Raw genomic sequence first — 23525 nt, 5'->3', positions numbered from 1 at the left:
AAGCAATCCAGACTACCATCGCGGGAAAACCCTGGATTGCTTCGCTGCGTTCGCAATGACGAAACAACTGACACATCGTGAATTGAAGCATGACAGATAAGAAACATACCCCCGAAGACCGCATCCCCGTCATCGTCGGCGTCGGCGAGATTATCGACCGTCCCAAGGAGATCACCGATGGCCTCGAGCCGCTCGACCTGCTCGAACAGGCCTTGCTGCGCGCGGAAGCTGATGCCGGCGCAAGGCTGCTCGGCGAGGTGCAATCGCTCGACGTCGTCAACTTCCTGAGCTGGCGCTATCGCGATCCGGAAAAGCTGCTGGCGCAACGGCTCGGCATCTCGCCTTCGCATTGCTCTTACGGCCCGGTCGGCGGCGAGAGCCCGATCCGCTACATCCACGAGGCAGCAAAGCGCATCGCGCGGGGTGAATGCAGTGTTGCCGCAGTTTGCGGCGCGGAGGCACAGTCGACAGCGACCAAGGCGGAGCGCGCCGGCGCGAAGCTGCCATGGACGCCGTTCGCCCATGACGTCGAGGAGCCGAAACGCGGCGCGGCGTTTCAGAAACCCTTGGCCGTGAAGCTCGGCGTGTTCCGACCCGTGACGGTCTATCCGTTCTATGAAGCGGCATCGTCCGCCCATTGGGGCCAGACACCGCGCGAGGCGATGGCAGAGTCGGGTACACTCTGGTCACGCTATTCCGAGGCCGCTGCGCAAAATCCCAACGCCTGGCTGAAGCGGCGCTATACGCCCGACGAAATCACGACGCCGACGGCGGACAACCGCCTGATCGCCTGGCCCTACAACAAGCTGATGGTTGCCAACCCGAGCGTCAACATGGGCGGCGCGCTGCTGCTCACCAGCCTCACCAAGGCGCGTGCGGCAGGCATCGCCGAGGACAAGCTGGTCTATCCACTCGGCGGCGCCTCGGCGGAAGAACCGCGCGACTATCTCCTCCGCGACCAGTTTTACGAGAGCCATCCGCAGAACGCCGTCTTGAAGGCCGTGATGGATCTCGCCGGCGGCGACGGCAAGAAATTCGATGCGATAGAGCTCTATAGCTGCTTCCCGTGCGTGCCCAAGATGGCGCGGCGGACGCTGGGCCTGGGTGCGGACGTGAAGCCGACCGTAACAGGCGGCCTCACCTTCTTCGGTGCGCCGCTCAACACCTACATGACCCATGCCGCCTGCGCGATGGTGCGGCGTGTGCGCGACGGCGCAACGCTCGGCCTGCTCTACGGCCAGGGCGGCTTCGTCACCAAGCATCATGCGCTGGTGGTATCGAAGGCGGCGCCGCGTGAAGCATTGGCACAGGAGACGAGCGTGCAGGCGGCGGCAGACAGCAACAAGCGCGCGGTGCCGGAGTTCGTCACGGCGGCCTCAGGCAAGGGCAAGGTCGAGAGCTTTACGGTGCTCTACGGCCGGAGCGGCGATGTCGAGCATGGCGTGGTGATGCTGCGGACCGAAGATGACAGGCGCACACTGGCGCGAATTCCCGCGAGCGATACCGCGACACTGGCGCATCTGCTCGACTTGAACAGGACGCCGGTGGGTTCGCTGGGCGAGATCGCGATGGCTGCGGATGGCGTGCCGGAGTGGCGGGTGGCGTAGCTCTCGTAGGGTGGGCAAAGGCGCTCTTGAGCCGTGCCCACCAATCTTTTTAGGACCGCAGAGAGATGGTGGGCACGCTTCGCTTTGCCCACCCTACGAAATCGAAGCTACCCCTTCGGAGCCTGCTTCTCCGACGCGGTCGCCGGCTTGCCCTTGGCGCCGGTGACGCGGACCTGGTCGCCGTCGGAAAGGCCGTCCGGTGGTGCCGTGATGACGCGGTCATCCGCTGCAATTCCCGAGGCGAGCTCGATTTCCTTACCAAGATCGCGCGCGATGGTCACCGGCTTGAACAGCACCTTGTCGTCCGGACCGACGGTTGCGACGCGCAGGCCGCTGCCGTTGAAGATCAGCGCGCTGGCGGGAATGCTGAGCGGCGCGGTGTCGCGCTGCAGGCTGAGCTTCACGCTGGCGTAGCCGCCGGGCATCAGCTCGCCTGAGGAATTATCGAGACCGAGTTGCATGCGTGTCGTGCCGGAGGCGACGTCAACCGCCTGTGAGGAAGCCTCCACCGTCGCCTGGAAGGTCCGGTTCGGATACTCCGGCAGCACGATGGCGGCCTTGGCGCCGATCTTGATCGCGGGCACGTAGTTCTGGGGCACGTTGATATAGACGCGCAGCTTGGTGATGTCGGAGACCACGAACATCGCCGGGCCCGAGCCGCCGCCTGAATTGATCAGCGCACCGACGTCAGTGTCTCGCGCCGTGACAACACCGTCAAACGGAGCGGTGATCTTCTTGTAACCGGCCAGCGCCTCGAGGCGCTCGACATTGGCCTGGCCCGAGCGAACCGCCGCGTTCTTGTTGGAGAGATCGGCGGTACGCTCGTCGATCTCCTGCGCGGAGACGAAATTGGAGGCGACCAGCGTCTTGCGGCGGTTGAGGGTGGCTTCCGACAGCCTGGCGCTGGACTGCTGGCTGGCGAGGTCGGCGCGGGCCTGAAGCAGTTGCTGGTCGAGGTCGGGCGCCTCGATCTCTGCGATCACCTGACCGGCCTTCACCCGCGCACCGATATCGGCGCTCCAGCTTTTGAGATAGCCGGGAACGCGGGCGAAGATCGGCGCGCGATAATAGGCTTCGAGACGGCCCGGCAAGTCGATGGTCGAATTGGGAGCCTTGGCATTGGGCAGCGTCACCGCGACGCTGGGAACGGCCTGGTCATCGGTCCATGCCTTCAGCCTGGAGCCCTGCTCCTCGCGGGCACGGATGCCGGTGCCCACGACCAGCCCCGCCGCGATCAGCGCCACCACGCCGAAAAGGCCCAGTTTCCGGTGCGACACCGGCGAGCGGGGTTCAGTGGGCGACATGCGGGGTCTCCAAGGAGGCGGCGGATTTGGCGCCTTGCTTCTTGTGTACCATGCTGAACACCACGGGAACAAACATCAGCGTGGCGAAGGTTGCAAAGATCAGGCCGCCGATCACGGCGCGGCCGAGCGGCGCATTCTGCTCGCCGCCCTCGCCGAGCCCCAAGGCCATGGGCGCCATGCCGATGATCATGGCGAGCGCGGTCATCAGCACCGGGCGGAACCGGACGAAGCCGGCTTCCAGCGCCGCGGCGATGGGATCGCCGAGCTCCTCGTAGCGCTCGCGCGCGAACGAGATCACGAGCACGCTGTTGGCGGTGGCAACGCCCATGCACATGATGGCGCCGGTCAGCGCCGGTACCGACAGCGTCGTCTCCGTGGCGAACAGCATCCAGACGATGCCGGCGAGCGCGGCAGGCAGCGCGGTGATGATCACGAACGGATCGGACCAGGACTGGAAGTTCACGACGATCAGGAAATAGATCAGGACGACCGCCCCGAGCAGGCCGAACAACAAGCCGGTGAAGGCGCTGTTCATGGTCTGCACCTGGCCGAGCAGCACCACGGAAGAGCCTTTCGGCACCTCCTTGGCGGTGTCGGCGATCACTTGGCGGATGTCGGTCGCGACCGCACCGAGATCGCGGCCCGAGGTCGTGGCGAAAATCTGCACCATCGACTGGATGTCGTATTGCGAGACCACCGCGCTCGAGGTCGAGCGCTTGATGTCGGCGATGCCGCCGAGGATCGGCGACTGCGAATTGCCGGCGGCCGTGATCGGCAACGTCTGAAGCGCGCTGAGCGAATCCATCTGATATTGCGGCGTCTGCATCACGATCGAATAGGACACGCCATTATCCGGATTAAGGTAGTAGGTCGGCGCCACCTGCGATGAGCCGGCAAGATTGACCACGAGACTGTTGGTGACGTCGCGCTCGGTCAGGCCGACATATTGCGCGCGGGTGCGGTCGACATCGATGTTGAAGGTCGGATTGTTCGGCGACTGCTGGATGCGCGCATCGGCGACGCCGGGAATCCTGCGGACCTTGGCCAGCAGATTGTTGGCATACGCGAAGTTGGCGCTGAGATTGGCGCCGCGGATCTGCAGGTCGATCGGCGCCGGCGCGCCGAAGTTCAGGATCTGGCTGACGATGTCGGCTGGCAGGAAGGCGAAGCTGACGCCGGGGAACAGCCGCGGCAGTTGCTCACGCAGTACGCGCACATGCTCCTCGGTCGGCTTGTGGCCTTCCTTTAGCTTGATCTGGATGTCGCCATCCTGCGGGCCGATCACGCCGGTGTTGTTGTAGGTCATGTTGATGCCGGAGATCGGCATGCCGATGTTGTCGGTCAGCGTTTCGATCTCGCCCGGGATCAGCTTGCGGATCGCCTTCTGCACGTCGGCGAGCTGGTTCGCGGTCTCCTCCACGCGGGTGCCGACCTGGGTGCGGACGTGCATCAGGATGTTGCCGGCATCCACCGCGGGGAAGAAGTTGCGCCCGAGGAACGGCACCAGCGCGAAGGACGCGCCGACCACGCAGAGGAAGCCGATCACGAACACCGGACGGTGCGCGAGCGCGAGCCCGAGGAAACTGTGGTAGCCGCCGCGAATACGCTCGAAGCGAGCCTCGAAACCGCGCTGGAACCACACCAGGGGATTGCGCGACTTCGGCGGACCGTCCTCGTGATGGACATGTGCCTGCAACAGATAGTTCGCCATGGTCGGCACCAACGTACGCGACAGCAGGAACGACCAGATCATCGCGAACATCACCGCTTCCGCCATCGGCACGAACAGGAAGCGCGCCACGCCGGTGAGGAAGAACATCGGCACGAACACGATGCAGATGCAGAGCAGCGAGACGAAGGCCGGCGTCACGATCTGGTTGGCGCCGTCGAGGATCGACTGCTCGACCGGCTTGCCCTGCTCCAGATGATAATTGATGTTCTCGATCGTGACGGTGGCGTCGTCGACGAGGATGCCGACCGCGAGAGCCAGGCCGCCGAGCGTCATGATGTTCAGCGTCTCGCCGATCGCCGACAGCATGATGATGGCGCCGAGCACGGAGAGCGGGATCGAGACCGCGATGATGACGGTCGAGCGCCAGCTGCCGAGGAACAGCAGGATCATGATGCTGGTGAGCAGCGCCGCGATCACGCCTTCGAACGCGACGCCTTCGATGGCGCCGCGGACGAACACCGACTGATCACCGATGAAGCCGATCTTGAGCCCGTCCGGCAGCTGATCCTTGACGTCGATCACCTTCTGCTTGATGCCCGCGATGATGTCGAGCGTCGAGGTCGCGCCCGCCTTCAGCACCATCATGAGCACCGAGCGGTTGCCGTCGACGTGGACGATGTTGGTCTGCGGCGGGTTGCCGTCGCGCACGGTCGCGACGTCGCGCACATAGACCATCGCGCCATTGACGGTCTTGATCGGCAGATTGCCGAGCTCGTCGATCTTCAGCGGCGAGTTGTTGAGCTGAATGATGTATTCGAACTGCCCGATCTTCTGGGTGCCGACCGGCGTGATCAGGTTCTGGGCCGCGAGCGCGTTGGCGACGTCCTGGCCGGACAGGCCCCTCGCCTGGAGCGCGGTCGGGTCGAGGTCGATCTGGACCTGGCGCTGCTTGCCGCCAAACGGGTACGGGATAGCTGCGCCAGGCACGGTGACCAGCGGCGTTCGCAGCTGGTTGATGCCGATATCGGCGAGGTTCTGCTCGGTCAGCCCGTCGCCCGACAGCGCCACCTGGACGATCGGCACGGTGGAGGCGGAGTAGTTCAGGATCAGAGGCGGCGTCGCGCCCGGCGGCATCTGCTTGATCAGCGTCTGCGAGATCGCGGTGACCTGCGCATTGGCGGTGCGGATATCGACGTTCGGCTGGAAGAATATCTTGATGATGCCAAAGCCGTTATAGGAATTGGCGGTGATGTGCTCGATGTCGTTGACCGTCGTCGTCAGTGCGCGCTGGAACGGCGTGGTGATGCGGCCCGACATCTGGTCGGGCGGCAGGCCGGTGTATTGCCAGACCACCCCGATCACGGGGATGCGGATGTCCGGAAAGATGTCGGTCGGCGTCCGCAGCGCCGCCAGCGGTCCGATGATCAGAAGCAGGAGCGCGAGCACGACAAACGTGTAGGGCCGGCTCAGGGCAATACGGACCAGAGCAATCATTCGTTGGGCAATTCCAGATCAGGGACAGGAAACACCGCCCCCGCGGGTTCCTCGGCTGATTTACCTGAAGACCGCACAAATGGCCAACGACGCTGCGTCACGTGCGGTAACTTCCCTGCTATCGCAGTGCGAAATCGCATTCCAGATATGCAGCTCATGCCCGAAAGATGACAGAAGCTGCTGTCCCCCGCGTAAAAAGCGGCGCCCGAGGACGCCGCTTTCAGGAATTTCGTGCCTGCCGGCCTAGGCCGCGCGGACGTTGGTCAGGAACTTGCTGACTTCGGTCTTGAGCCGGTTCGAGTCGTTCGACAGCATCTGCGCCGCCGACAGCACCTGCGAGGAGGCCGTGCCGGTCTCGGTCGCGCCGCGCTGCACGTCGGTGATGTTGGAGGAGACCTGCTGGGTGCCCTGCGCCGCCTGCTGGACGTTGCGGGCGATCTCCTGGGTCGCCGCGCCCTGCTCTTCCACGGCCGCCGCGATCGCCGACGAGATCTCCGACAGACGCTCGATGGTCGACGAGATCTCCTTGATGGCGCCGACCGAGTCGTTGGTCGCCGCCTGGATGCCGGAAATCTGCTGGCCGATCTCACCGGTCGCCTTCGCGGTCTGCTCGGCGAGCGCCTTCACCTCGGAGGCGACGACCGCAAAGCCGCGGCCCGCTTCGCCGGCGCGCGCGGCTTCGATGGTCGCGTTCAGCGCCAACAGGTTGGTCTGGCCTGCGATGGTGTTGATCAGCTCGACGACGTCGCCGATGCGCGAGGCTGCCTTGGAGAGCTCGCTGACGCGTTCGGTGGTGGTGCGCGCCTGGCCGACGGCGTCGCCCGCCATCCGCGCAGATTCCTGCACCTGACGGCTGATCTCGCCGACCGATGAGGCCATCTCCTCGGTGGCCGAGGCCACCGACTGCACGTTGGTCGAGGCCTCCTCCGACGCTCCGGCAACCGTGGTCGCCAGCCGCTGGGAGCGGTCGGCGGTCGAGGTCAGCGTCGAGGCGGAGGCCTCCAACTGGGTCGAGGCCGACGACACGGTCTGAACGATCTCGCCGATCATCGTTTCGAATTCGCGGGTGATGTTGTCGACGCGGCGGCCGCGCTCGATCTTGGCTTCGGCATCGGCGGCGGCAGCCTCGTCGGCGGCCTTCTTGGCGATCAGCGCTTCCTTGAAGATCTGGAGCACGTCGGCCATGGCGCCGATCTCGGTCTTCTCACCGCGATGCGGGACTTCGGCGGAAAGTTCGCCCTTACCGAGTGCCTGCATCGGCTCGATGATCGAGTTGATACCGCTGGAGACGTCCCGGACGAGGTAGAAGCCGACGGCGATCCCGATGATCACGGCGGCGCCAAGAATGATCGAAACCAACATGAAAGCGAAGGAATAGCTGTCAGCGGCATCCTGCGCGGCCTGGTCGCCACCCTTGGTGTTGAGCTCGATGTCCTTGCGCAGGACCTCGTCGGCCTGAAGCCCGATCTTGTTGACCGTCTTGGTGTTCAGCTCATGCGCCTCGTGCGGGACCTTGCCGGCCTCCTTGCGAGACAGCGCCATGACCTCCTGCGTGCCCTTCTTGTACTCGTCCCAGAGCTTGGACCATTCACCGTAGAGTGCCCGCTCTTCAGGCGAGGTGATCATGTCTTCGTAAGTTTTGCGAAACTTGGTGTTGGCCTCGACCACGGTCGCGAGCGTCTTCTCTGCCGCGAGTTTCTCGTCCAGCGTTTCCGACAGCATATGCTCCCGGATCACATTGCGGTAGGTGATCACGCCGGCCCGGAGATCCCCGAGCACGCGCACGCTGGGCATCCAGCTCGTGGTGATGTCGACGGTGTTGGCATTCATCGACCGCATCTTCATGACGGCGAGCAGGCCCATGCCGGCCATCGCGACCAGCAGGAACGCCACGACACTGATGATCTTGGCGCGGATGGAAATAGTGGCGAGCATATGGAGTCTCTTTGTGCTGGCGCGGCGGCGCGTCCGGAAGCTTTACGAATCAACCTAAGGGAGCAGCACCGACATCCAACACCAGAGCACCTGAGCGGACGTTAACGACGACTCCGTACGAGTACGGAAGCCTGAAACAAGTGAACACGACGCTAAAAATGCCCTGCGCTCAGCGCATGAGCCCAAGCGCGTCGGAGAAAAACTCCGGCCCGCCGAAGTTTCCGGACTTCAAGGCGAGCAGCATGTCGCCCTTTTCAGCACCGACTGCACGCAGCACCGGGACGCCGGCTGCGATCTCCACCCCCACGAGAAATCCGGGAATCTTCAGCCGGTCGACCACGGCGCCGGATGTTTCCCCGCCGGCAACGACCAGGCGCTTGACGCCGGCCCGCACCAGACCCTCGGCAATGTCGGCTATCGCCTGTTCGATGGCGTGACCGGCCGCGTCGCGGCCATGGCGCGCCTGGAGCGCGGCGACCTGATCCGGCGTCGAGCTCGATGCGATCAGGACCGGACCGTCCGCCAGTCGCGGCTTCGCCCAGGCCAGTGCGCGCTGCGCCTCGTCCTCGCCCGTAGTAATACGGTCCGGATCGAGATGCAGCACCGGCATGACACGCTCGGCATTGGCGATCTGCTGAAGCGTCGCCTGCGAGCAGCTTCCGGCCAGGCACGCCGCCGGTCCGCCGACCGCTGCCCCCGCCGCCTCGCTGCTCGCCGCGGTCGATGTGACCTTGCCTGTAGACACCAGCGCCCGCGCCAGCCCAAGGCCCATGCCGGAGGCGCCGACCGACAACCGATGCTGGGCAGCGACGAGGCCGATGGTTTCGAGGTCGCGATCGAACACGGCGTCGATGATCGCCGCGCCAATGCCCTTGCCGGCGAGTTCGGACAGCCGCGCCCGCACGGCATCCGCGCCGCGCGTGACGGTGGCGAGGTCGACGAGGCCGATTTGCGTCTTGCTCTGGCGCGCCAGCACGCGCACCAGGTTGGAATCGTGCATCGGGTTGAGCGGATGGTCCTTCAGCGGGCTCTCGTTCAGCGGCACGGCGCCGACGAACAGATTGCCCTGGTAGACGGTGCGGCCGGTCTCCGGAAAGGCCGGCGTCAGCAGCACGGCCGCCTCGCCGCAATCGGCGCGCAGCGCGTCCATCACCGGGCCGATATTGCCCGCATCGGTGGAATCGAAGGTCGAGCAGATCTTGAACAGCACGTGGCTTGCGCCGCGGCCGCGCAGCCACGTCTCGGCCGCGCGCGAGCGCGACACGGCAAGGCCGGCCTCGATCGAACGGCTCTTCAAGGACACCACGACCGCGTCGACCTCGGGCAGCGCGAGATCGTCCGCGGGCACGCCGATGGTCTGCACGGTGCGCAGGCCGGCGCGCGTCAGCGTGTTGGCGAGGTCGGAGGCGCCGGTGTAGTCGTCGGCAATGCAGCCAAGGGATATTTTCGCTGCAACTGTCACGGCTTCACTCCCGCATAAGGCTTGAACCAGGCAAGGCCGTCGGTGGTCTTGCCGCGCGGATTATATTCGCAGCCGACGAAGCCGGCATAACCGAGCCGGTCGAGTTCGTCGAACAGGAACGGATAGTTCAGCTCCTCGCCATCAGGCTCGTTGCGCGAGGGGATGCTGGCGATCTGGATGTGGCCGATGACCGGCATCATCTCACGCAGCCGCATCGTGACGTCGCCATGGATGATCTGGCAGTGATAGATGTCGAACTGGAGTTTCAGGTTCGGAAGCCGCAGCTCCTGGATCAGGTCGCGCGCGAATCCGAAATCGTTGAGGAAATAGCCGGGCACGTTGCGTGCATTGATCGGCTCGAGCACGATGTCGATGCCGTGCGGCGCAAAGAACTCGGCGGCCCACGCCACCGATTTGTAGAACGCCTCGATCGCGACGCGCTCGCCACGGTTGGCGATGCCCGCCATCAAATGCAGCCGCTTGACGCCGGTCGCCTTGGCGTAGGGCAGCGCGGTCTCCAGGCTCGCCTTGAGCTCGGGGAATCGCGACGGGAGTGCCGCAAAGCCCTTCTCGCCGGCATTCCAATCGCCCGGCGGCAGGTTGAACAGCGCCTGAGTCAAGCCGTTGCGCTTGAGCCGCTCGCCGACCGCCTCGGCCGGATGTTCATAGGGAAAGAGAAACTCGACGGCGGTGAAGCCGGCTGCCGCAGCGGCATCGAAGCGGTCGAGGAACGGCACCTCGGTGAACATCATCGAGAGATTGGCGGCAAAACGGGGCATCGGAATCCTCTTATCCTTACTTGTCGCCGGGCAGTTTCACGCCGGTGACCCGCGCATACATCCGCGCCACCGACGCATCATCATCGCGGCCCATGCCGGCGGCTGCCGTCATCAAGAACATCTGAAGTGCTGCGGCGGAGACCGGAACCGGGAATCTGGCACTGCGCGCCATGTCCTGGATGATGCCGAGGTCCTTGACGAAGATCTCGACCGCACTGCGCGGCGTGTAATCGCCGTCGAGCACGTGCGGCATGCGGTTCTCGAACATCCAGGAGTTTCCGGCGGACGCCGTGATCACCTCATAAACCTTGCGGATATCGAGCCCCTGCTTGGCCGCGAACGCGATCGCCTCGCTGGCGGCGGCGATATGCACGCCGGCGAGCAACTGGTTGATCATCTTGAAGGCGGCGCCCTGGCCTGCGGCATCGCCAAGTTCGTAGAGCTTTGCGGCCATGGCATCGAGCGCGGGCCGCGCTTTCTCAAACGCAGCCGGACTGCCGGAGGCGAGGATCGTCAGCTCGCCCTGCGCTGCGCGCTGCGCCCCGCCGGAGATCGGTGCATCCAGATAGTGCCGGCCGGTCGCCTCCAACTGCTTGGCGAGACGCCGCGCCACGTCGGGATCCATGGTCGCCGACGACAGGAAGACGCTGTCCTTGGCCATGGTTTCCGCGACGCCATCCTTGCCGAACAGGATCGTCTCGGTCTGCGCGGCATTGACGACGACGCTGACGACGATGTCGGCGCCCTTGGCAGCCTCAGCCGGCGCCTTGGCGCCCGCGCCGCCCTCCGTCACGAAGCGCGCGACCGCCTCAGCCGAGACGTCGCAGCCGGTGACGACATGACCGGCGCGCTTCAGCGAGGTCGCCATGCCAAACCCCATCGAGCCGAGCCCGATGACGGCGATGCGCTGATTCTGTGACGTGGAGGCGGACATGCAACTGATCCTTGCGACGTTTCCCGGAGGGCCACCCTTTGCGGCAGCTTGCCAACCGAATAACACGGCTTGGCCGCGCTGCCAAAGCGTGAGACAAACGGACATGACGGCCATGAGCAACGAGACATTGCTGCGCGAAGACATTTGCCGCTTCGGACGGTCCCTGTTCGAGCGTGGGCTGACGCCCGGCTCCTCCGGCAATATCAGCGTCAGGCTGGACGGCGGCGGCTGGCTGGTGACGCCGACCAATGCCTCGCTCGGCTTCCTCGATCCCGCAAAACTGTCGCGGCTGGACGATCAGGGCCGACTGGTTTCGGGCGATGCGCCGACCAAGGAAGTTCCGCTGCACAATGCACTCTATGCCACGCGCGGGAGCGCAAGGGCGATCGTGCATCTGCACTCCACTCATTCGGTTGCGCTGTCGATGCTGCCGGAGATCGACCCGCGCGCCGCGCTGCCGCCGATGACGGCCTATTATCTGATGAAATGCGGCGCCACCGCGCTCGTGCCCTATTACCGCCCCGGCGATCCCGCGGTCGCGGATGCGATCAGGGGGCTGGCGGGAAAATACTCATCCGTGCTGCTCGCCAATCACGGCCCGGTCGTCGCCGGCGATACGCTGGAAGCAGCGGTGTTCGCGACCGAGGAGTTGGAGGAGACGGCGAAGCTGTATCTACTGCTGCGCGGGATGAACCCGCGGTATTTGTCGCCCGAGCAGGTGACGGATCTGGTGAAGGTGTTTGGGGTGGCGCTGCCGGAGCATGGGCACGAGGAATGACCGATCCAGCACGGCCTACACCAAGTGAGATAGTGGCGGCGGCCCGCGTTCTCCACGAAATTGGCTTACACCATCACTGGTGGTCTCCCTATACGAAGACATACGATGAACTGACCGCAATTGATCCGATCGGAAAGGATGAGTTCGACGCAATCGTCGAAGCGGTGTTGCTGGCCGCGGCTCAAGCAAGGCATGGTCCGCAATCGTAGCCCGCATGAGCGAAGCGACATGCGGGACCACTTGCCCCGGATATCGCTTCGCTCATCCGGGCTACGGCAGTGTGCTTGTAGCTACAGCCCCAGATAGGCCTTGCGCACGTCGGGATTGCCCTTGATCTCGCTTGCCGCGCCCTGCATCAGCACGCGGCCGGTCTGCAGGATATAGGCGCGGTCGGCGATCTCGAGACACTCCGCCATGCGTTGCTCCACGATCAGCACGGTCATGCCGGCATCGCGGATGCGCTTCACAGCCTGGAAGATCTCGTCGACGAGCTTCGGCATGATGCCCTGCGAGGGCTCGTCCAGCATCAACAGCCGCGGGCGCGTCATCAGCGCGCGGCCGATCGCGAGCATCTGCTGCTCGCCGCCGGATAGCGTCTCGGCCCGCTGCTCGAGGCGCTCGGAGAGGCGCGGAAAGAGCTGGAACACGAGATCGAGCGGGCTCTCGCGATCGGCCTCGCCGCGATAGAGATAGCTGCCGAGGCGCAGATTGTCGCGCACGGAGAGGCGCGGAAACAGGCGGCGGTTCTCCGGCACATAGGCGATGCCGGTCGCCGTGATGTGGTGCTGCGCCATGCCGTCGAGGCGCTTGCCGTCGAACGTCACCGTGCCCGATCGCGGGCGCTCGGCGCCGGCGATGGATTTCAGCAGCGTCGACTTGCCCGCGCCGTTGGCGCCGGCGACGCAGACGATCTCGCCCTTGGCGACTTCGATGCTGACCCCGGAGATCGCGACCAGGCCCTGATAGGCGGTCGTGACTTCACGCACCGACAGCATGACGATCTCCCAGATATGCGCTGATCACCTTGGGATCGCGAACGATTTCAGTGGGCTTGCCCTCGACCAGCACCTTGCCGAGGTCGAGCACGATGGCGCGATCGACCAGCGGCATCACGATCTCCATGACGTGCTCGACCATCAGCACGGTGATGCCGGCGTCACGCACCTTGCGCACCAGGGCGACGCCGGTCTGCGCCTCGGTCGGCGTAAGACCAGTGAGGACTTCGTCGAGCAGCAGCAATTTCGGTTCTGTTGCAAGCGCGCGCGCGACTTCAAGGCGGCGCTTTTCGGCCGGCACGAGGTCGCTCGCGAGCACGTTGGCGCGCGCGGCAAGGCCGGTAAATTCGAGCACCTCATGAGCCTTGCGGCGTGCCTCGCGCATTACGGTGTTGCGCACGAGAGCGCCGACGATGACGTTGTCGATAACGGTCATGGTCTCGAAGCTCTTGACGACCTGGAAGGTGCGACCGACGCCGCGCTGGCAGCGCTCGGCGGCCGGCATGCTGGTGACATCCTCGCCGTCGAACCAGATCGAGCCTTGCGTCGGCGGCAGCACGCCGGCGATGAGATTGAACAGCGTCGACTTGCCGGCTCCATTCGGGCCGATCAGGCCGACGATCTCGCCGCGGCCGACCGAGATCGAGACGTCGCTGTTGGCGACGAGGCCGCCGAAGCGCTGCCAGACGCCGCGGGTTTCAAGCAGCGGGGTCATCGCGTGGCTCCCTTCCGCTTCGCACGAGAGAACAGGCTCACCAGACCCTGTGGCAGGGCGAGCGAAATCAGCACGATCAGCGTGCCGTAGACGATGAGATCGACGCCGCGGCCGGAGCCGCCGATATAGGAGCGCGTCAGCTCCGTCATCGGGATCAGGATGGCCGCTCCTAACACGGGCCCCCAGAGGGTGCCGATGCCGCCGAGCACGGCCGGCAACGCCATCAGCAGCGAGAACTGGAAGCCCATGACGCTTTCAGGATCGATATAGGCGAGAAACTGCGCGTAGAAGGCGCCGCCGATGGCAACGAGGAAAGCGGAGACGGCAGCCGCGCCCATCTTGGAGTTGAACACGACGACGCCGAGGCTCTCGGCCGCTTCCGGATTGTCCTTCACCGCGCGCCACCAGAAGCCCCATTTGGAGTCCTCCAACCACCAGGTGACGAACCAGGCGAGGCTGCATAGCACCAGTGCGAAATAGAAGTACGGCAGCTTGCTGCGCATGAACTGGAACTTCAGCCAGCTGTCGCCGCGCACCGGAATGGTGATTCCCATCGCGGCCCCCGCCCATTCCCAGTTCTGGAACAGCAGCAGCCCGATCTCGGCGATAACGATGGTCGCGATCACGAAGTAATGGCCGCGCAGGCGGAAGAAGGGATAGCCGAGCCCCATCGCGATCGCGGCCGCGACTGCGCCGCCGGCGAGCATGCCGAACCATGGCAGCACGCCGAATTTGGTGAACAGCAGCTCGGTCGTGTAGGCGCCGATGCCGAAATAGAGCGCGTGTCCCAGCGAGATCTGCCCGCAATAGCCGGAGAGAATATTCCAGCTCTGCGACAGCGCCGCATACATCAAGGTCAGGATCAGGATGTTCTGGACGTAGACGTCCTTGATGAGCAGCGGCGCGAGCGCCGCCAGGGCGGTCAACACCGCGGCGATGATGAGGTCGCGGCGGCGCCGCGCGGCAAAATCCTTGTCCATCACATCGATCCGAACAGGCCGCGCGGCCGGATGAAGACGACCAGCAGGTAGACGGCGTAAATGCCGACCGATTTCAGCGACGGCGGCAGCACCAGCGCGGTGGTTGCCTCGACGAGGCCGACGATGATCCCGCCGGCGAAAGCGCCGAACACGCTGCCGAAGCCGCCGAGCGCGACCGTGACGTAGGCGATCAGCGCAAAGGACGCGCCGACGTCGGGATAAATATAGAAGAAGCTTGCCATGATCGCTCCGGCGAGGCCTACCAGCGCGGCACCAAGCCCCCAGCCGAGTGCGAACACGCGGTTCTTGTCGATGCCGACGAGGGCCACCGCGCCGGGATCTTCACGGGTGGCCTCCAGCGCGCGACCGAAATCGGTGCGATGGATGAAGAAGTAGAGGCCGGCAAAGGCCAGGATCGAAACCAGCGCACCCATGAGCTGCGGCTCCGGCAGGAAGACGCCGGCGATCGAGATCGTCTTGCCGCCGAGCCAGGACTGCGGAACGCTGCGATAGTCAGGCGTGAAGAAGAATTGCGCGAGGCCGCGCATCACGATGGCGAGGCCAAAGGTGGAGAATATCTGCACCATGCCGGCATTGGCCTTGGCCCGCATGGCGAAGCGTACGATCAACAAATAGACGACCGCTCCGAATACGAACAGCGCGGCGGCCACCAGCGGCGCCGACAGCAAGGGATCGATGGCGAAGAACGTGAACAGGAAGAAGCTCACATACATCGCGATCATCAGGAACTCACCATGGGCGAAGTTCACGACGTCCATCAGGCCGAAGATCAACGCGAGGCCGACGGCGATCAGTCCGTAGAGCAGGCCCATGAGAAGGCCGCTCGCGAGACTTTGGATAATTGTTTGGGCTGTCACCGGTGGTCCCCCGCTCGAAATAACATCGTTTACTCCGTCATTGCGAGCGAAGCGAAGCAATCCAGAATCTCGTTGCGGAGACAGTCTGGATTGCTTCGTCGCTTCGCTCCTCGCAATGACGAGGCTCTTGCGACGATCTCGATTGCTCGCCTGCTTCCCCGCTTACTTCATCGGCCAGACCGCTTCGGCGATCGCGGCCTGCGGCGGGAAGATGGTGACGAACTTGCCGCCGACATATTGCAGCAGCACAGGGTCAGCGTCGTTGTTCTGGCCCATCTCGTCGAACTTGACGCGCTTCCAGGGCATGATGGTCTGCTCACCCGGGATGTCGGTGGCGGCCAGCGCGTCGCGGATCTTCTCGCCGTCGGTCGACTTGGCGCGGCTAATGGCGTCGGCGAGGATGATCAGGCCCATGAACTGACGCGAGGTGAGATCGTTGAAATCCTTGCCCGACCGCGTCTTGAACATATCGTTGATCTTGCCGACCATCGGGCGCTTCTGTGCGAGATCGAGCGAGAAGGTGCCGCGCGAGATCACGCCTTCGAGCTTGTCGCCGACGGCGTCGTAGAGCGCCTTCTCGGAGAAGCCGGCGTCCTGCGCCACGATCGCGTTCGGCTTGTAACCGAGCTCGCCCATGGTCTTCACCAGCAGGATGCCATCGGTGGTGTAGCTCGAGGGCATCAGCACGTCGGCGTTCGCGCTCTTGAGCTGCTGCACCTCGGCCGAGAGCGAGGGCGAGTTGGCGCGATACTTGATGTCGGAAACGATCTTGTAGCCGCGCTCGCCGGCGATCTTGGCCTGGGCATTACCGGAATCGGTGCCGAAGATGGTGTCCTCGTGGAACAGCGACAGCGTCTCGATCTTGGTGCCCTTCTTCTTCAACGCATCGAAGAAGTCGAACATGGCGGCCGAGTACATCTCGTCATGCGGCGCGGCGCGGAAGTAATATTTCAGGCCGCGACGGTGCAGGCTCGGCGAGGAGTTGTCGGCGGAGACGAACGGGATCTGATAGCGCTCGCAGATCTGGCTGACGGTGACGGCGACCGCGCTCTGATAGGTGCCGATGATGGCGGAGACCTTCTCCTGCGTGATCAGGCGCTCGGCCTCGGCGCGGCCCTTCTGCGGATCGGCCTGGTGGTCGGCGAACACGAGGCGGACCTTTGCGCCGCCGAGACCCGGCAAGCCCTCGCCCTTCGCCAGCGGCAGGTCGAAATCGGTGTCCTTGTTGATGACCTCGAGCGCGGTCTCATAGGCCTTCTGCGCGTCGACGCCCTGCTGCGCGCTGCCGCCGGAGAACGGATAGATCACGCCGATCACGACTTCCGAAGTCTGTGCGCGGGCGGCCAGCGGCACCAGCGCGGCCGTAGCGGTGGCTCCCAACAATACGTCGCGGCGAGTGATCGTCATGGCAAAGTCCCCTGTTACTGAATTTCGGCTGATCGAATGAAGCGATTGATGGATGCGGTAAAGCTCGAAGAAGCAGCAAACGCTGCCCACTAAATCACGGCCATGGTCCTGTTCTTGAGATCCGTCACCAGCATCAGGCCGGGCGAATGCGTGATCGCGAACGGCAGCTTGGCAGCGTTGATGATCGATTGCGGTGTCACGCCGCAGGCCCAGAACACCGGGATCTCGTCGTCGGCGACCGGCACCGGATCGCCGTAATCGGGCTTGGCGATGTCCTTGATACCGATCAGGTGCGGATGGCCGAGATGCACGGGCGCGCCGTGCACGGCCGGATAGCGCGAGGTGATCTGCACCGCGCGGATCGCATCCGCCGCCTTGAACGGACGCATCGACACCACCATGGGACCGGCGAAGGGACCGGACTCGCCGCAAGCGATGTTGGTGCGATACATCGGCACGCGCACATTGTGCTCGATGTGGCGGATCGGCATGCCCTCGTCGAGCAGCGCCTCTTCGAACGAGAACGAGCAGCCGAGCACGAAGGTCACGAGATCGTCGCGCCAATGCTTTGTCACATCGATCGGCTCGTCCACGACCTCGCCGTCGCGCCAGACGCGATAGCGCGGCACGTCGGTGCGGATGTCGAGATCGGCGCCCAGCGCCGGGATGTGCGGACTGCCCACATCGGACATGCCGATGATGGGGCACGGCTTGGGATTGAGCTGGCAGAAGCGGTGAAAGGCGCCGGCATATTCCGCCGGCAGGATCGCCAGATTGCCCTGGATGAAGCCGGGGGCAACGCCGGCGGTGGAGGCGACCAGCCCCTCGCGGTAGGCAAGCCGCGCCTTGCGGCTCGGGAGCGTGTCGGGCGTTTCAGTTTGCTGCACTGCCACCAAAACAGTCATGGGATCGACCTGCCTATAAACTCGACAAAGACAAGCCAACACCACGCGTGCTATAAAGTCTAATCTTCCTTTCTAATCAATATCGATAAATTTCATTTATCGGACGGGAAAATCCTTCCAATGCTGGACTTCAGATCGATCGAGACGTTCCTTTGGGTTGTGAAGCTCGGCAGCTTTCGCGGCGCCGCAGCACGCCTCAACACGACCCAGCCGGCGATCTCCCAGCGCATCGCCCAGCTCGAGCGCGAGATGGGGGTGAAGCTCCTGAATCGCGACCATCGCGTGGCCTCGCCGACGCCGAGCGGCCGGCAGATGATGGTCTACGCGGAGAAGCTGATCGGCTTACGGGCCGCGATGATCGCCGAGATCGGCGACCGCTCGGCGATGCGTGGCGTGATGCGGCTCGGCGTCGCCGAAACCATCGTGCACACCTGGCTGCCGCGGCTGGTGAAGAGCATGAACCAAGTCTACCCGAACCTATCGCTGGAGATCGAGGTCGACATCACGCCGAACCTGACCGCGCGCCTGCTTGCACAGGAGATCGAGCTCGCTTTCGTCGTCGGTCCGCTCTCGGCCTCCGGGGTGCACAATCGCGTTCTCGCCGACTATCCGATCGGATTTCTCGCCAGCCCATCGCTCGGCCTCGGCCATGGGCCGGTCACGCGGGCCGAGCTCGCGCGGTTTCCGATCATTACATTTCCGCGGAAGACGCGGCCCTACGAGGTCGTGCGCGAAGTGTTCGACCGGCCGGAGCTGCCGCCGATCCGGCTGCACGCCTCCGCCTCGCTTGCGACCGTGATTCACATGGCGGTCGAGGGCCTCGGCATCGCCGTGATCCCCGACGCCATCGTCGAGAGCGAGCTCGCGGACGGGCGGCTGCAACTGCTCGATACCGATCTCAAAATCGCGCCGCTGACATTCACCGCCAGCTGGCTCGCCTCGCCCGATGTCGTGGCGGTGGAGCGGGTCGCAGAGCTTGCATGTCAGATTGCGCAGGGCAGCCTTACAGTTGACGCGCCCGCGCCGGCGCGTCATTGAAACAGGCGCCGGACAATTGAGAGACTGACCGCATGAGCCGAGCCGCCACCAATTTGCAAATCGATTCCGCCCGCCTCTGGGGCTCCATCCACGAGACCGCGCAGTTCGGCGCGACGGCCAAGGGCGGCGTGCGGCGGCTGACGCTGAGCGCGGAGGACAAGCAGGTGCGCGACTGGTTCCGCAAGGCCTGCGAGGACGCCGGCTTAGAGGTGTACACCGATGCGCTCGGTTCGCAGTTCGGCCTGCGCAAGGGACGCGACATGTCGAAGCCGCCTGTCGGCATCGGCTCGCATCTCGACACGCAACCCACCGGCGGCAAGTATGACGGCATTCTGGGAACGCTCGGAGCACTGGAAGTGATCCGCACGTTGAACGACGCCGGCATTGAGACCGAGGCGCCGATCTGCGTCGTCAACTGGACCAACGAAGAGGGTTCGCGCTTCGCTCCCGCGATGATGGCCTCCGCCGCCTATGTCGGCGACTTCACCACCGACGACATCCTGTCGCGCAAGGATGCCGATGGCACCACCGTCGGCCAGGCGCTCGACAGCATCGGTTATCGCGGCGACAAGCCGGTCGGGTTCCAGAAGCTCGGCTGCTTCGTCGAACTGCACATTGAGCAGGGCCCGATCCTGGAAGCGGAAGGCAAGACCATCGGCGTCGTCGATTCCGGCCAGGGCGTACTTTGGTACGACGGCAAGATTTCCGGCTTCGAGAGCCATGCCGGGTCGACGCCGATGCCGCTGCGGCGCGATGCGCTGGCGACGCTGTCCGAGATCGTGCTGGCGATGGAGGCCATTGCGAGCAAGCACGGGCCGAAGGCAGTCGGCACCATCGGCGAGGCCGTGATCGCAAACCCGTCGCGCAACGTCATTCCCGGCGAGATCGCCTTCACGATGGATTGCCGCAGTGCGGATGGCGCGATCATGGATGCGCTCGATCGCGATCTGCGCAGCGCGATTGCCGAGATCGCCGCACGCCGCAAGGTCGAGGTGAAGATCGACCTGGTCTGGCGCAAGCCGCCGACGCATTTCGATCCCAAGTTGATTGCGGCCGTCGAGAACGCGGCGAAGACGCTCGGCTACTCCTCTCGCCGCATCACCTCCGGCGCCGGCCACGACGCCTGCAATCTCAACACAATCATGCCGGCCGCAATGGTGTTCGTGCCCTGCAAGGACGGCATCAGCCACAATGAGCTGGAAGACGCCACGCAGCCCGATTGCGCCGCGGGCACCAATGTCCTCATGCACACGGTGCTGGCGATCGCCGGCGTCGCATCCTGACCGGAGAGAGAGTCATGCGCGGAGTTTTCGTCGACGCCAACGAAGCCTTGGCCGTGATCATGGATCGGCTGGAGCAGCCCGGCGATCCCAAGGTGCGGATCCACAGGGATCCCGACATCAAGCCCGAGCAATATCCTGAAATCCTCGACGGCGCCGAGATCGCGATCGTCGACCACACCGCGCTGCCGACCGAGGTCGCAAAGAAGTGCGCGGGGCTGAAACATGTCGTGTTCCTCGGCACCGGTGCACGCAGTTACATGAACCCGGAGGAGCTCGCTGAGCTCGGCATCTCCGTGCACCTGATCAAGGGCTATGGCGACACGGCGGTCGCGGAATGCGCGATCGCGCTGATGTGGGCTTCGGCCCGCGTCATCGCGATGATGGACCGAGAGATGCGCGGCGGAAACTGGCTGCGCGAAGACGGCATGCAGCTCACCGGCAAGACGCTCGGCCTGATCGGCTTCGGCGGCATTGCCGCGGAAGTCGCGCGCATTGCCTCAGGCAGCGGCATGAAGGTGATCGCCTGGAACCGCTCGCCGAAGAGCTATCCGGGCGTGGAATTCGCCGATCTCGACACGGTGTTGGCGAGAGCAGACGTCGTATCGCTGCATCTGCTGCTCAACGACGAGACGCGCGGCATGATCACCCGCGAGATGATCGCGAAGATGAAGCCGGGCGTCATCCTCATCAACACCGCCCGCGCCGCCGTCGTCGACGAGGCCGCCATGATCGATGCGCTGAAGTCGGGCCACATCCGCCATGCCGGCCTCGACGTCTTCAACATCGAGCCACTGCCCGGCGATCATCCTCTGACGAAACTGCCGAACGTGACGTTGTCGGCGCATTCGGCGTTCCGCACGCCGGAGGCGAGCGAGAACCTCATTCATGCGGCGTGGGAGCACTGCCGTAGAATCGTAAAGGGATAAGAGCACCGACAATGGCCGACTATCGCACCATCAAGGCACAGCCGCTCATCGAAGCCATCAGTGCCATCGTCAAGGCCGGCGGCTCCACGGACCGCGAGGCCGAGCTCGTATCCACCAATCTGGTCGAGGCCAATCTCAAGGGACACGACTCCCACGGCGTCGGCATGATTCCGCGCTATGTCCAGAGCGTCACCACGGGCGGCCTCGCCGTGAACCAGCACGTCAAGATCGTGCTCGACACCGGTCCGCTGCTCACCCTCGACGGCCTCACCGGCTACGGCCAGGTGATCGGCCATGAAGCGATGGAGCTGGCTGCCGAGCGGGCCAAGCGCAACGGCGTGTGCCTCGTCGGCCTCTCCAACTCGCACCATATCGGCCGGATCGGCCACTGGGCCGAGCAGTGCATCGACCACGGACTGGTCTCGATTCACTTCGTCAACGTAATCTCGCGCCCGATCGTGGCGCCGTGGGGCGGCAGCGATGGGCGCCACGGCACCAACCCTTTCTGCGTCGGCATCCCGCGCGGGGGCAAGGACCCCATCGTGCTCGACTTCGCCACCAGCAGGATCGCGCAGGGCAAGACCCGCGTCGCCCACAACAAGGGCGTCGAGCTCGAGCCCGGCACCATCATCGACAATGAGGGCAAGCCGACCACCAACCCGCGCTACACCGTGATCCCGCCGCACGGCGCCATCCTGCCGTTCGGCGAGCACAAGGGGTCGGGGCTCGCGCTGGTGTGCGAAATCCTCGGCGGCGCGCTCTCCGGCGGGCAGGTGGTCAAGGGCCCGTCCGATGGCAAGTACAACGTCCTCAACGGCATGCTCTCGATCATCATCGATCCGACCAAGCTCGGCACCGCGGAGAATCTCGCGCGCGAAGTCGAGAGCTTCGTCGCCTGGCACACCGGCTCACCGCCCGCCGTCGGCGTCGACAAGGTGAAGATCGCCGGCGAGCCGGAGCGCGAGACGAAGCAGAAGCGCCTGGCTGAAGGCATTCCGGTCGATCCGACCACCTGGCAGGAGATCTTGGAGGCCGGGAAGAAGTTCGGGCTGGATCAGGCGGCGATCGAGAAGATCGCGGGGTCGTGAGGCGGAGCACGGTGCTCTTACCTTCTCCCCTTGTGGGAGAAGGTGGCGCGAAGCGCCGGATGAGGGGTTCTGTCCGCGAAGGGAAATGCACAATTGAGAGGTCTGTCTCCGCGGAGACAACCCCTCACCCGTCTTCGATGCTTCGCATCGAAGCGACCCTCCCCCACAAGGGGGGAGGGAAAGCAGCGCTCTAATCCACCATATCCGCAACCGCCTTGCCGCAAGCCGTGGTGTCGGCGTTGCCGCCGAGATCCTTGGTGCGGAGCGTGCGCTCTGCCAGCGTGCGCTCGATCGCTTCGACGATCGACTTGCCGGCTTGCTTCTCGCCGAGATGCTCGAGCATCATCGCGCCTGACCAGATTGCGCCGATCGGATTGGCGATGCCCTGCCCGGCGATATCGGGCGCCGAGCCGTGCACCGGCTCGAACACCGACGGGAAATTGCCCTCGGGGTTGATGTTGCCTGACGGCGCGATGCCGATGGTGCCGGTGCAGGCCGGCCCGAGGTCGGACAGGATGTCGCCGAACAAATTGGAGCCGACCACGACGTCGAACCAATCCGGATGCAGCACGAAGTTCGCGGTCAGGATGTCGATGTGGTACTTGTCCCACTTCACACTTGGATACTTCTTCGCCATCGCCTCCACGCGCTCGTCCCAATAGGGCATGGTGATGGAGATGCCGTTCGACTTGGTCGCTGAGGTCAGGTGCTTCTTCGGCCGCGACTGCGCGAGCTCGAACGCGAACTTCAGGATGCGATCGACGCCGATGCGGGTCATCACCGTCTGCTGCGTCACGAACTCACGGTCGGTGTCCGGGAACATGCGGCCGCCGACGGAGGAATATTCGCCCTCGGTATTCTCGCGCACCACCCAGAAATCGATGTCGCCGGGCTTGCGGTTTGCCAGCGGCGACGGCACGCCCGGCATCAGCCGTACCGGGCGCAGATTCACATACTGATCGAACTCGCGGCGGAACTTGATCAACGAGCCCCAGAGCGAGACGTGATCCGGAATCTTGGCCGGCCAGCCGACCGCGCCGAAATAGATGGCGTCGTGCTTGCCGATCTTATCCTTCCAATCGTCCGGCATCATCTGCCCGTGCTTCTCGTAATAGTCCCAGGACGAGAAGTCGAAATGATCGAAATGAAGGGACACTCCGTGCTTCTTCGCCGCGGTCTCCAGAACGCGCAGACCTTCGGGCATCACTTCCTTGCCGATGCCGTCGCCAGGAATGACCGCGATCCGGTATTGTTTCTTGCTCATCGAGAACGTCCTTGATTGCTCCGGCAGCCGCCGCCTTTTTGACCGCACTGCAATGGACCAAACGCGGCGGCAGTGCAACGC

General features: G+C 64.5%; 20 protein-coding genes. 7 read left to right on the top strand and 13 right to left on the bottom strand.

All coding sequences use genetic code 11. The annotated features are described in order from the left end of the window. Positions 1-89 precede the first annotated feature (89 nt). Complete coding sequence (locus IVB41_RS01170; RefSeq protein WP_247425961.1) at positions 90-1607, top strand: acetyl-CoA acetyltransferase; 1518 nt, start codon at positions 90-92, stop codon at positions 1605-1607. A gap of 107 nt (positions 1608-1714) precedes the next feature. Here the strand turns inward: IVB41_RS01170 and IVB41_RS01165 are convergent, their stop codons facing one another. The 6 genes from IVB41_RS01165 to ltnD all read right to left on the bottom strand — a co-directional run bounded on the left by IVB41_RS01165 (position 1715) and on the right by ltnD (position 11187). After that, the gene (locus IVB41_RS01165; RefSeq protein ID WP_247425959.1) at positions 1715-2911 is read right to left on the bottom strand and encodes an efflux RND transporter periplasmic adaptor subunit; all 1197 of its coding nucleotides are present in this window, start codon (positions 2909-2911) and stop codon (positions 1715-1717) included. Further along, positions 2898-6077, bottom strand: a complete 3180-nt coding sequence (locus IVB41_RS01160) for an efflux RND transporter permease subunit (protein ID WP_247399438.1) — start codon at positions 6075-6077, stop codon at positions 2898-2900. The genes IVB41_RS01165 and IVB41_RS01160 overlap by 14 nt, the downstream gene beginning before the upstream one ends. Before the next feature lie 243 nt (positions 6078-6320). Beyond that, positions 6321-8012 (bottom strand): methyl-accepting chemotaxis protein, encoded by a 1692-nt coding sequence (locus IVB41_RS01155; protein WP_027568945.1) that lies wholly within the window; start codon positions 8010-8012, stop codon positions 6321-6323. A 169-nt stretch (positions 8013-8181) separates the two neighbouring features. Beyond that, on the bottom strand, positions 8182-9474 hold the full coding sequence (gene otnK / locus IVB41_RS01150; protein WP_247425957.1) for a 3-oxo-tetronate kinase: 1293 nt from the start codon (positions 9472-9474) through the stop codon (positions 8182-8184). Further along, complete coding sequence (gene otnI, locus IVB41_RS01145; protein WP_027516788.1) at positions 9471-10253, bottom strand: 2-oxo-tetronate isomerase; 783 nt, start codon at positions 10251-10253, stop codon at positions 9471-9473. The genes otnK and otnI overlap by 4 nt, the downstream gene beginning before the upstream one ends. A 16-nt stretch (positions 10254-10269) precedes the next feature. Then, positions 10270-11187: an L-threonate dehydrogenase gene (gene ltnD / locus IVB41_RS01140; RefSeq protein ID WP_247425955.1), complete on the bottom strand. Its 918-nt coding sequence runs from the start codon at positions 11185-11187 to the stop codon at positions 10270-10272. A 103-nt stretch (positions 11188-11290) separates the two neighbouring features. Here ltnD and IVB41_RS01135 point away from each other — a divergent pair, with 103 nt between their 5' ends. Then, positions 11291-11965 carry an aldolase gene (locus IVB41_RS01135; RefSeq protein ID WP_247399449.1) on the top strand — a complete coding sequence of 225 codons (675 nt, stop codon included), beginning with the start codon at positions 11291-11293 and terminating at the stop codon, positions 11963-11965. Further along, positions 11962-12174: a hypothetical protein gene (locus tag IVB41_RS01130; protein ID WP_247399450.1), complete on the top strand. Its 213-nt coding sequence runs from the start codon at positions 11962-11964 to the stop codon at positions 12172-12174. Before IVB41_RS01135 ends, IVB41_RS01130 begins: the two co-directional genes overlap by 4 nt. A gap of 81 nt (positions 12175-12255) precedes the next feature. Here the strand turns inward: IVB41_RS01130 and IVB41_RS01125 are convergent, their stop codons facing one another. From IVB41_RS01125 to IVB41_RS01100, 6 genes are all read right to left on the bottom strand, one after another. After that, on the bottom strand, positions 12256-12960 hold the full coding sequence (locus tag IVB41_RS01125; protein WP_027568941.1) for an ABC transporter ATP-binding protein: 705 nt from the start codon (positions 12958-12960) through the stop codon (positions 12256-12258). Continuing rightward, a complete protein-coding gene (locus tag IVB41_RS01120; protein WP_007593737.1) occupies positions 12944-13675 on the bottom strand; it encodes an ABC transporter ATP-binding protein in 732 nt (243 codons plus the stop codon). Before IVB41_RS01120 ends, IVB41_RS01125 begins: the two co-directional genes overlap by 17 nt. Further along, a complete protein-coding gene (locus IVB41_RS01115; RefSeq protein WP_247425953.1) occupies positions 13672-14655 on the bottom strand; it encodes a branched-chain amino acid ABC transporter permease in 984 nt (327 codons plus the stop codon). The genes IVB41_RS01120 and IVB41_RS01115 overlap by 4 nt, the downstream gene beginning before the upstream one ends. Then, on the bottom strand, positions 14655-15533 hold the full coding sequence (locus IVB41_RS01110; RefSeq protein WP_026233279.1) for a branched-chain amino acid ABC transporter permease: 879 nt from the start codon (positions 15531-15533) through the stop codon (positions 14655-14657). Before IVB41_RS01110 ends, IVB41_RS01115 begins: the two co-directional genes overlap by 1 nt. 162 nt (positions 15534-15695) lie before the next feature. After that, positions 15696-16940 (bottom strand): ABC transporter substrate-binding protein, encoded by a 1245-nt coding sequence (locus IVB41_RS01105; protein WP_247425951.1) that lies wholly within the window; start codon positions 16938-16940, stop codon positions 15696-15698. Between the two features lie 89 nt (positions 16941-17029). Further along, positions 17030-17845, bottom strand: a complete 816-nt coding sequence (locus tag IVB41_RS01100) for a putative hydro-lyase (RefSeq protein WP_247425949.1) — start codon at positions 17843-17845, stop codon at positions 17030-17032. A gap of 120 nt (positions 17846-17965) precedes the next feature. Here IVB41_RS01100 and IVB41_RS01095 point away from each other — a divergent pair, with 120 nt between their 5' ends. From IVB41_RS01095 to IVB41_RS01080, 4 genes are read left to right on the top strand one after another with little or no spacing between them, the layout of a single operon-like run. Continuing rightward, the gene (locus tag IVB41_RS01095; RefSeq protein WP_247288607.1) at positions 17966-18883 is read left to right on the top strand and encodes a LysR family transcriptional regulator; all 918 of its coding nucleotides are present in this window, start codon (positions 17966-17968) and stop codon (positions 18881-18883) included. A 32-nt stretch (positions 18884-18915) separates the two neighbouring features. After that, entirely contained in the window at positions 18916-20166 is a 1251-nt protein-coding gene (locus tag IVB41_RS01090; protein WP_247425947.1) for a Zn-dependent hydrolase, read from the top strand. Positions 20167-20180: 14 nt separating this feature from the next. Next, a complete protein-coding gene (locus IVB41_RS01085) occupies positions 20181-21092 on the top strand; it encodes an NAD(P)-dependent oxidoreductase (RefSeq protein WP_247425945.1) in 912 nt (303 codons plus the stop codon). An 11-nt stretch (positions 21093-21103) separates the two neighbouring features. Next, on the top strand, positions 21104-22180 hold the full coding sequence (locus IVB41_RS01080; RefSeq protein WP_247425943.1) for a malate/lactate/ureidoglycolate dehydrogenase: 1077 nt from the start codon (positions 21104-21106) through the stop codon (positions 22178-22180). Between the two features lie 190 nt (positions 22181-22370). Here IVB41_RS01080 and IVB41_RS01075 read toward each other — a convergent pair whose 3' ends face one another. Beyond that, entirely contained in the window at positions 22371-23444 is a 1074-nt protein-coding gene (locus IVB41_RS01075; protein ID WP_247425941.1) for a tartrate dehydrogenase, read from the bottom strand. Positions 23445-23525 lie beyond the last annotated feature (81 nt).

The organism is Bradyrhizobium sp. 44, from assembly GCF_023073095.1.
In the GTDB taxonomy this organism is placed as follows: Bacteria; Pseudomonadota; Alphaproteobacteria; order Rhizobiales; family Xanthobacteraceae; genus Bradyrhizobium.
Note: the sequence above shows the minus strand (reverse complement) of the source record. Positions and strands in the feature narration are given on the sequence as shown.